Genomic DNA, 8537 nt, shown 5'->3' with positions numbered 1-8537 from the left:
CAGCACGCACGCCACCAGCAGGGTGCGCCGCTCCGGCCGGGGCGCCGCCGCCGCGGGCGGCTGCGCCCGGAGCACCGCCCGCGGCGACCCGTCAGACATGGCTCGCCCGCAGCTGCCGGAGCCGGTGGCAGAAGTCCTCGATCTCCGCCGTGCCCATGTTGGCGCGCAGCATCAGCCGCAGGCCGGCCTTGCCGCGGGCGATCACCGGGAAGAAGATCGGCGAGGCGTAGTAGCCCTGCTCCAGGAGGGCCCGGCCGAGGGCCACGGTGGCGTCCTCGGAGCCGATGTCGACGAACCGGATGGGCAGCCCGTCACCGGCCCGCGCCGTCGGCAGCAGGCTGTCGAACAGGTCGACGTTCTGCTGCAACCGCTTCTGCAGCAGGCCGAGTTCGTCGGAGCGGTGCAGCTCGGCCGAGGCCATCACGGCGCCCAGACCGGCCGTGTTGATCCGCTGCGACCACATCAGCGGCCCGCCGTTGCGCAGCGCGACGTCGCGGCGCTCCCGCGAGCCCCGGGGGCCCAGGAAGATCGCGCCGCCGGAGGCGCCGAAGCCCTTGTTCAGCGAGGTGATGATCAGCGTCCGGTCGTTGATCGCGCCCATCGTCTCCAGCACGACGCCGCGGCCGTTGGCCCCGACCGTGGAGATGCCGTGGGCCTCGTCGAAGAACAGGAACAGGCCGTACTTCTCCTGCAGCCGCAGCAGGTCCGCGACCGGCGCCCTGCCGCCCGTGCTGTAGACGCCGTCGGCGACGTAGGCGACCTGGGGGTGCTTGCGGCAGAGGTCCTCCAGCGCGTCCAGGTCGTCGTGGGCGACGGTGACGACCTGCGTCTCGTCGGCGACGTTCGCCTTCATCGCGTTGAGGCAGAAGTGGGCGTTCTTGTCGAACACCATCAGCGGCGGCGTCCCGCCGGTGAGCAGCCCGGAGGCGAGCAGCGGCAGGGCGGCCCAGGCGGCGGCCGCGCAGGAGGCCACCGTGACGGCCTCCACGTCGAACAGCTCGGACAGCGCGTCCTCGGCGTCCCTGAGGGCGGCGAAGCGGATGCGCATCCGGGAGGTCGAGGTGTTGAGCGAGCCCTCGGCGAGTACCGCGTCGGCCGCGGCGCGGACGAGCTTCGGGTGGGTGTCGAGGCCCAGGTAGGAGTACGAGGACATGTTGACGAACTCGTGGCCGTCGGCGAGCGACCGGTGCCGGCCGTCGCCCAGACCGGCGGCGACGATGTCGAACATGCCGGCCTCGGTGGTGGTCTCCCAGAAGTCGTGGCTGATCCTCGCCGACTTCTTGATGTTCATGAACGCGTGCATGGCGGTGCTCCGTGGGGAGGTGACAGGGGGGAAGGGGCGGCCGGGGCAGGCCCGGTACGAGGCCCGGCGGCCTCCGGCGGCGGGCTCAGGCGTACTCGTAGAAGCCCCGGCCCGCCTTGCGCCCGAGCAGGCCGGACTCGACCATGCGCGACAGCAGCGGGGACGGGGCGTACAACGGCTCGCGGAACTCGCGGTAGAGGGCGTCGGCGGCGGCCGCGACCACGTCGAGGCCGACCATGTCGCACAGGCGGAGCGGACCCATCGGGTGGCCGCAGCCCAGCTGCATGCCCTGGTCGACGTCCTCGGCGGAGGCGAATCCGGACTCGACCATCCGGACGGCCGCGACCAGGTACGGCACGAGCAGGGCGTTCACCACGAACCCGCTGCGGTCGCCGGACGGGATCGACACCTTGCCCAACCGGTCGGTCAGGAAGGCCTCGACCCGCCGCCGGACCGCGTCGTCGGTGAGCAGCGTGGGCACCACCTCGACCAGCGGCATCGCCGCGACGGGGTTGAAGAAGTGGACACCGATGACGCGCTGCGGGCGGGTGGTGGCCCGGGCCAGCCGGGTGATGGTGATCGCCGAGGTGGTGGAGGCGAGCACGGCGTCGTCCTCCACCACCTTGTCGAGGGTGGCGAACAGCTCGGCCTTGAGCGCCTCGTCCTCCGGAACCGCCTCGACCACCAGCTGCCGGTCGGCGAGGTCGCCGAGGTCCGTGGTGAAGGAGATCCGGGACATCGCCGCGTCCCGCTCCTCGGCGGTCAGCTTCTCCTTGGCGACCCGCCGGTCCAGCGCGGCGGCGATCCGCGCCGGTGCGGAGCGCAGCGAGGACTCGCGGGAGACCGCCACCCTGACGTCCACCCCGGCGACGGCGCACACCTCGGCGATGCCGGAGCCCATCGCGCCCGAGCCGACCACGCCGACCCGCTCGACGCGGTGGACGCCGTCGTCCTGCCCAATGCCCTCCGCCGTCGAATTCTTCCGCCTGGCCGAGCTGAATGCGTGCACCACGTTCTCCGGGTTCTTCGAATGGAACTCGCCGGGTCGGATCGTGTCCGACCCGGCGGTCGAAAAGACTTCCAACGCGTTGCTCGCACTGTCAACCGGCAATTATTTGCCGATTCGCCGATCCGGACAAAAGCACACAGGGCGGCGAACCGGAAAATATTTGCCGGTCGCCGCCCGTTGAATCCTGCCCGGATCTCCCTGTATTCAGTTGACGACGACGAAACGCAGGCCCTGGTGCCCCGCCGGAATCAGGACCTGGGTCACCGCATCGATCACATCGGGGGACACGTGCGGCAGCCGCAGCCGGAAGAGGTGGCCGTCCCGGTTGGCGACCACGCACGTCCGCTCCTGCCAGAACCGGCGGCACGTCGGGTCCCGCAGGACGTCCGTGAGCAGGGCGGCCAGCCCGGGGTCGTCCGGGTGCTGCGCCATCGCGAAGCGGACCATGGCCAGGTACATCCGGGCGTGCTGCGGCCAGTCGAGCATCTGCTCGCGCGCTTCGTCGGACGTCAGCCCCCAGCGGATCAGGTTGGCGTCCGGGGCGAGGACCCAGGGGAACCACTCGGCCATCGCCCGGTTGTGGCCGATGACGTTCCACGAGCTGTCGGTCAGGTAGGCCGGCCTGGGCATCTGACGGTCCAGCAGCTCCTGCAGGGCGTGCAGGTCGGGAGCCCGGCCCGGGACGGGCGGGGCGACGTACGGGGTGCCGCCGAGGGCGTACAGGTAGAGCGTGGCGCGCTCGTCGGCGTCCAGGACGAGCACGTCCGCCAGGCCGGCCAGCACCCGGGGGTCCAGGCGCGGCAGGGTGCCGCGCTCCAGGTCCCGGTACCAGCGCTCGCTCATGCCGACCCGCCCCGCCACGTCGACCTGCGGCAGGGGTTTGCCGAGCCCGAGTCTGGTGCCGGCCCTGCTGCGCCAGCTGCGCAGCAGCACGTTCAGTCCGGGCAGGGCCTCGGCACGGCGGGCGGCGGATTCCTCGGGCGGCATCTGGGTATTTCTCCGGTCTCGGTCCGATGTTCCGGCGCACCGGCCCTTCGCCCGCGCCCGCAGCTGTGGCTTGCGCCACATTCGGACGGTTGAATTCGAGAACGCCGGAGACCCGGCCGACTCCCGGCCCCGGGAGCGGCCGTCGTGGATCCCGAAAATCCCCCCGGGACGGATGTGCACGTCACGCCTTTCCCGGATTCTACCCCGGTCGATCCGGGCTCCCGGCTGCCCGCGAACGCGGCACCGATTCCGCGTTTCCCGCCGGCCCCGCGGGCCGCCCGCCGCGGTCCTTGAGGCGGTGCTTGAGGGCGAGCAGGGCGCCGGTGGGCCCGTGCGGCAGCAGCAGGGTGGTGTCCTGGCGGTCCACCGCGCCGAACCGGTACTTGTAGGGCTCGGTGCCGCGCAGGAAGTCGAAGGTGTGCAGGCCCTGCTCGGCGCAGGCGCGGACGGCCTCGGAGATCAGCACGGTGCCCAGCCGCAGCGGTGCCCAGCCCACGTCCCAGCCGATCTGGTAGTAGGCGAAGGAGCCGTTCCAGCGGAAGCCGTACAGCGCGCCGACGGTGCGGCCGTCGTGCTCGGCGAGGCAGAAGGCGGGGCCGTCGCCGCCGGGCGCGGTGGTGGCGGCCGAGCGTTCCAGCAGCCGCAGGTGGAGCGGGCGGCGCCGAGCGTCGAAGGTGGTCGGACGGCCGAGGGCGGCGCGGCGCAGCCGGTGCAGGTCGAGGACGGCGTCCAGGTGTTCGGGCCGGGCCTCCTGCGGCGGCACCCAGCGGAAGGCGACCCCGGCGGCCTCCAGCTTGCGCCGGTAGCGGCGCACGGTGGAACGGAACTGCCGTGAACCGAGCGCGTCGTGGCCGCCCGTCAGGTCGGCGCGCGGGCAGGCCGAGCGGGCCACCGGGCGGGCCGCGGCGGGCAGCGCGGCGGCGGCCTGCGGGTCGAGGTCGGGCAGCCAGAGGGTGGTGCGCCGGGCGTGCGTGGCGAGCCAGTCGCGGACGTCCTCCCGGCGGTGTGCGGCCACCGCCGGCCCGCAGTGGTCGGCCGCGCCCGGGCCGGAGCCGAGCAGGGTGAGGCAGCGGGCGGTGAACGGCAGCCGCGGGTGGAGGCGGAGCCGGGTGCGCAGCAGCGGGAGGACGGCCTCGACGCCGCCCTCGGGGCCGCGCCAGACGGCGACCTCGGCCCGGTCCGCCGCCGGGCCGTCCGCCCCGAGCGTCTCCCACCAGGAGAGCACCCACTCGGGCGTGGCGAACCACGATCCGTGCGGGTCGGCGGCGACCAGGCGCCGCCAGCCGTCGGCGGGTTCGCCGTCGAGGTCCGCCGGCGCGCGGTGGATCTCGGGCCGGCCGGCCGGTGTCGCTGCGGTCATGCGGATCTCCCCCTCCGGCCCGGTGCCCCCGGGCCTGGTACTCCTCCGGTGCGCCGCCGCCGTCAGCGGCCGCCGCGCAGGCGGTGCACCGCCGGGTGCAGGCCCGAGAGGATGGTGTCGAACCGGTGCAGGGTCGTGCAGGCGTTCACCCGGAGCCGGCTGATCCGCAGCGGCCGGCGGGGCAGCCGGCGGTCGTGCCGGTGGTCGAAGAGGAAGCCCGACCGGTAGCCGAGGGCGGTCAGGGCGCGCTCGGCGTGCGGGTCGAGGTTGCCGTTGGGGTAGGCGAAGGAGGTCGGCGGTTCGCCGAGCCAGTCGGTGAGCAGGGCGTGCGCCCGGTCGACCTGCGCGGCGGAGTCCTCGGCGGAGCAGCGGTCCAGACAGGGGTGGTCGAGGGTGTGGTTGCCGATCGCCACCCCGGCGCGGCGCAGGGTGCGCAGGTCGGCGGGGGTGAGCTGGGGCTGCCGGGGCGCGGGTGCGGAGGCGGTGCCCCGCAGGGCGTCCAGCCGGTCGCGGCGTTCACGGTCGGGCAACTGCTTCAGCAGGCGGACGGCGGCCTCGGGCGCGGTGCCGGGCGGCAGGGCGTCCGCGGTGCCGCCGTGCGCGACCAGGTGGGCCGCCTCGGACCACCAGAACGGCCGGTCGCCGCCGATGTGCCCGGCGATCACGTACGCGGCCGCGGGGATGCCGTGCCGGGCGAGGACGGGCAGGCCGTGGGTGAGCAGCGAGCGGTCGCCGTCGTCGAAGGTGACCAGGACGCTGCGGGGCGGCAGCGGCCGCCGCTCGCGCAGCGACTCCTCGACGCGGGCGAGGGAGACGGGACGCGCGCTGCGGGCGAGCCGGGCCATCTGGGCGGCGAAGGCCGGCGGGTCGTCGATGTCGTGGTAGGCGAGGACGGCGAGGCGGCCGGCGGCGAAGGCGCGGAAGGCGGGCTGCAGCGGCGAGTGGCGCAGCACGGTGTCGATCCGGTTCCTGCGGATGTCCGCCGGGGCCGTCCTGTCGGCGCCGCCCCCGACGGCGTGTTCGTCCGGCACGCCGCCCCCCTTCGGCCGCCGCTCCGCACCGTTGCGGGCAGCCTGGCCCGCGGTCGTCCGGGCGCAGCTGATGCGGCGTCAACGGAATCGGACTTTACCACCCCTTGACCTTTCGGCCGGGGGATTCCTGGGAGTTCACTGGACGCCCTTGACCTGGGGTGAATACGGAGGAAACTGGTGAATACACCGGAATACCGGACAGAGCCGCACCGCCGACGGAGACGTCCGACGGCCGTCCGAGTGACCCTGATCCAGGCTCTGGCGAGACCCCCGGCGGGTCGATGAGCGACACGTGCAGGAGATGACGGTCCACGCACGCGAACGACGCACCGAACGCCGGGGATCGTCATGTCCGGGGGCGGGAGCGCGTTCGGGGGGTCGTTCAGGGGCGCGTGGGGGCACCTACCGGCATCTGCTCGCGCTCTAGTCCCGGTATGCGTCGGTCCAGTCGCCGGAGGCGACGGGGGCGGGGGCGGAGAGCAGCGCGGCGGTGACCCGGGGGCCGGCGAGGTAGACCCAGGCGTCGGTCTCGGTGCCGTCGGCGAGCCGGACGGCGAGGCGCTCGCGTACGTACTCGCCGAGGCCGTCGGGCGTGCAGTCCTCCAGCCGGTCCAGGTCGGCGAGCACCCGTGGGTACAGCGCCGGCGGCACGCTCACCAGCTCGCCGCGGACCCGCTGCCCCGGGCAGGGCACCACGTACGGGTAGCCCGGGCCGCGGTGCAGGGCGGCGCCGTCGAGGACGGCGCCGCGCACCTCGGTGCAGCGCCCGGCCAGGTGGCGCTGGTGGTTGCGGTGGCCGGGACGGAGCGTCCCGTAGACGAAGAACGGCAGCTGGGGCGGCACACGGCCCTCCTGGGGAGTCGGGGGTCGCAGCACCGTACCCGTCGGGGTGGGCCCGGTGTCAGCGGACCCCGTGCGGCCGGTACTGGATGCTGATCCGCGGCCCGACCGGGCGGGTGGTCTTGGGAACGGCGTGCTCCCAGGTGCGCTGGCAGCTGCCGCCCATGACGAGCAGGTCGCCGTGGCCGAGCAGCCGCCGGACGGCCGGGCCGCCGCCGCGCGGGCGCAGCAGCAGCGGGCGCGGCTCGCCGACCGAGACGATGGCGATCATGGTGTCCTGGCGGTCGCCGCGGCCGAGCCGGTCGCCGTGCCAGGCGACGCTGTCCCGGCCGTCGCGGTAGTAGCACAGGCCGGCGGTGGCGAAGGGCTCGCCGAGCTCGTCGGCGTAGTGGGTGCCGAGCGCGGTGCGGGCGGCGGCCAGCACCGGGTGCGGCAGGGCGTCCGGCCCGGCGGCGAAGTCGTCCTCGCCGTAGAAGGCGAGCAGTCGGGGGACGTCGACCACCCGCTCGTACATGGCCCGGCGTTCGGCCTGCCAGGGGACCTCGGCGGCGAGCCGTTCGAAAAGTGCGCCGGCGCCGCGCAGCCAGCCCGGCTGTTCGTCGATCCAGGCGCCGTCGCCCAGTGCGGTCCGGCGGGCGCCGTCCAACGGGCCGGTGCCGATCTCCTCGACGTCGTCGAACAGCGAACCCTGGAGGTGGAGCATGCGGCCAGCCTACGCCGCATGGGAACATTTGTGCGAATAATTAGGAGGTATGTCGACCGGTCCACCGCGCGAACGAGGTTTGAACCCGGCGTACCGACGCCAGGAAACGGGGATGGACCGACCCTCGCCCTCCGCCCCGCTGCGACTCTCCGACGAGGTGGCCACCGCCCTCGCCGCCGGCACCCCCGTGGTCGCCCTGGAGTCGACGATCATCGCCCACGGCCTGCCGCGCCCCCGCAACCTCGCGGTCGCCGTCGAACTCGAGGACCTCGTCCGGGCCGGCGGCGCCGTCCCCGCGACGATCGCCGTCCTCGACGGCGTCCCGCACATCGGCCTCGACAAGGACGCGCTGGAACGGATCGCCACCGACGGGTCGCTGCGCAAGCTGGGCTTCCGCGAGCTCGCCCCCGCCGTCGCCACCGGCGCCAGCGGCGCGACCACCGTCTCCGGCACGGCCTTCCTCGCAGCCCGGGCCGGCATCCGGGTGTTCGCCACCGGTGGCCTCGGCGGCGTCCACCGCGACTGGACCACCAGCCAGGACGAGTCCGCCGACCTCGGTCTGCTCGCCCGCACCCGGATCACCGTGGTCTGCGCCGGCGTGAAGTCGATCCTCGACGTACCGGCCACCCTGGAGCGGCTGGAGACCCTCGGCGTCGCCGTCCTCGGCTACCGCACCGCCGAGTTCCCCGGCTTCTACCTCACCGGCTCCGGCCTGCCGCTGGACTGGACGCTCGACGACCCGGCCCAGGTGGCCGAGGTGATGCGGGCCCAGGACGAGCTCGGCGGCGCGGAGTCCGCCCTGGTGGTCGCCAACCCCGTCCCGGCAGCCGAGCAGCTCGACCCGGAGCTGCACGACCGGGTGCTCGGCGAGGCCCTGGCCGCCGCCCGGGCCGCCGGGGTCACCGGACAGGCCATCACCCCGTTCCTGCTCGCCCACCTCACCGAGCACACCGGCGGCGCCTCGCTGGAGGCCAACCTCGCGGCGGTGCGCGGCAACGTCCGGCTGGCCGCCGGCATCGCCGTCGCCCGGGCCGCCGAGCAGGCGGGGCGGCGGGGATGACCGCGGGCGCGCTGCTCGTCGTCGGCGAGGTCGTCACCGACGTGGTCGCCCTGCACGAGGGCCCGCTCGCCCCGCACACCGACACCGCCGCCCGGATCGCCGTCCGGCCGGGCGGCGCCGGGGCGAACGCGGCCGCCTGGGCCGCCGCCGGCGGAGCGCGGGTGCGGCTGCTCGCCCGGCCTCGCCGATCGGGTCGTCGTGATGACCGCGGGACCGGCCACCGTCAAGGAGGTCTTCACCGTCG

The 8537-nt window shown here is 74.5% G+C and carries 8 protein-coding genes and 1 pseudogene; 2 read left to right on the top strand and 7 right to left on the bottom strand.

Annotation, left to right across the window (positions count from 1 at the left end; all coding sequences use genetic code 11):
• Nucleotides 1-91: 91 nt before the first annotated feature.
• The 7 genes from ABZ641_RS19015 to ABZ641_RS18985 all read right to left on the bottom strand — a co-directional run bounded on the left by ABZ641_RS19015 (nt 92) and on the right by ABZ641_RS18985 (nt 7233).
• Entirely contained in the window at nt 92-1303 is a 1212-nt protein-coding gene (locus ABZ641_RS19015; protein ID WP_344626667.1) for an aminotransferase class I/II-fold pyridoxal phosphate-dependent enzyme, read from the bottom strand.
• 85 nt (nt 1304-1388) lie between these two features.
• Nucleotides 1389-2264 carry a 3-hydroxybutyryl-CoA dehydrogenase gene (locus ABZ641_RS19010; RefSeq protein WP_344626686.1) on the bottom strand — a complete coding sequence of 292 codons (876 nt, stop codon included), beginning with the start codon at nt 2262-2264 and terminating at the stop codon, nt 1389-1391.
• Nucleotides 2265-2516: 252 nt separating this feature from the next.
• A complete protein-coding gene (locus tag ABZ641_RS19005; RefSeq protein ID WP_344626666.1) occupies nt 2517-3299 on the bottom strand; it encodes a helix-turn-helix transcriptional regulator in 783 nt (260 codons plus the stop codon).
• A gap of 199 nt (nt 3300-3498) precedes the next feature.
• Nucleotides 3499-4659 (bottom strand): GNAT family N-acetyltransferase, encoded by a 1161-nt coding sequence (locus ABZ641_RS19000; protein WP_344626665.1) that lies wholly within the window; start codon nt 4657-4659, stop codon nt 3499-3501.
• Between the two features lie 62 nt (nt 4660-4721).
• Nucleotides 4722-5690: a polysaccharide deacetylase family protein gene (locus ABZ641_RS18995; RefSeq protein WP_359983192.1), complete on the bottom strand. Its 969-nt coding sequence runs from the start codon at nt 5688-5690 to the stop codon at nt 4722-4724.
• Between the two features lie 423 nt (nt 5691-6113).
• A complete protein-coding gene (locus ABZ641_RS18990) occupies nt 6114-6533 on the bottom strand; it encodes a gamma-glutamylcyclotransferase family protein (RefSeq protein WP_344626663.1) in 420 nt (139 codons plus the stop codon).
• Between the two features lie 58 nt (nt 6534-6591).
• The gene (locus ABZ641_RS18985; protein ID WP_359983190.1) at nt 6592-7233 is read right to left on the bottom strand and encodes an alpha-ketoglutarate-dependent dioxygenase AlkB; all 642 of its coding nucleotides are present in this window, start codon (nt 7231-7233) and stop codon (nt 6592-6594) included.
• Nucleotides 7234-7345: 112 nt separating this feature from the next.
• On the opposite strand from ABZ641_RS18985, the gene ABZ641_RS18980 reads away from it, so the two are divergent.
• Together ABZ641_RS18980 and ABZ641_RS18975 are read left to right on the top strand one after the other, a co-directional pair.
• Nucleotides 7346-8293 carry a pseudouridine-5'-phosphate glycosidase gene (locus ABZ641_RS18980; protein ID WP_359983188.1) on the top strand — a complete coding sequence of 316 codons (948 nt, stop codon included), beginning with the start codon at nt 7346-7348 and terminating at the stop codon, nt 8291-8293.
• Nucleotides 8290-8537 (top strand): annotated as a pseudogene (locus ABZ641_RS18975) (hypothetical protein); the annotation flags it as partial. The gene ABZ641_RS18980 and the pseudogene ABZ641_RS18975, both read left to right, overlap by 4 nt.

The sequence above is a fragment of the Kitasatospora sp. NPDC007106 genome (assembly GCF_040634455.1).
GTDB classification, from domain to species: domain Bacteria; phylum Actinomycetota; class Actinomycetes; order Streptomycetales; family Streptomycetaceae; genus Kitasatospora; species Kitasatospora arboriphila.
This window is presented reverse-complemented; position numbering and strand designations above follow the sequence as displayed.

Excerpts from the sequence above, each read along its gene's own strand:
- ABZ641_RS19000 (WP_344626665.1), bottom strand. The coding sequence starts at position 4,659 with ATGACCGCAGCGACACCGGCCGGCCGGCCCGAGATCCACCGCGCGCCG.
- ABZ641_RS19005 (WP_344626666.1), bottom strand. The coding sequence starts at position 3,299 with ATGCCGCCCGAGGAATCCGCCGCCCGCCGTGCCGAGGCCCTGCCCGGA.
- ABZ641_RS18985 (WP_359983190.1), bottom strand. The coding sequence starts at position 7,233 with ATGCTCCACCTCCAGGGTTCGCTGTTCGACGACGTCGAGGAGATCGGC.
- ABZ641_RS18980 (WP_359983188.1), top strand. The coding sequence starts at position 7,346 with ATGGACCGACCCTCGCCCTCCGCCCCGCTGCGACTCTCCGACGAGGTG.
- ABZ641_RS19015 (WP_344626667.1), bottom strand. The coding sequence starts at position 1,303 with ATGCACGCGTTCATGAACATCAAGAAGTCGGCGAGGATCAGCCACGAC.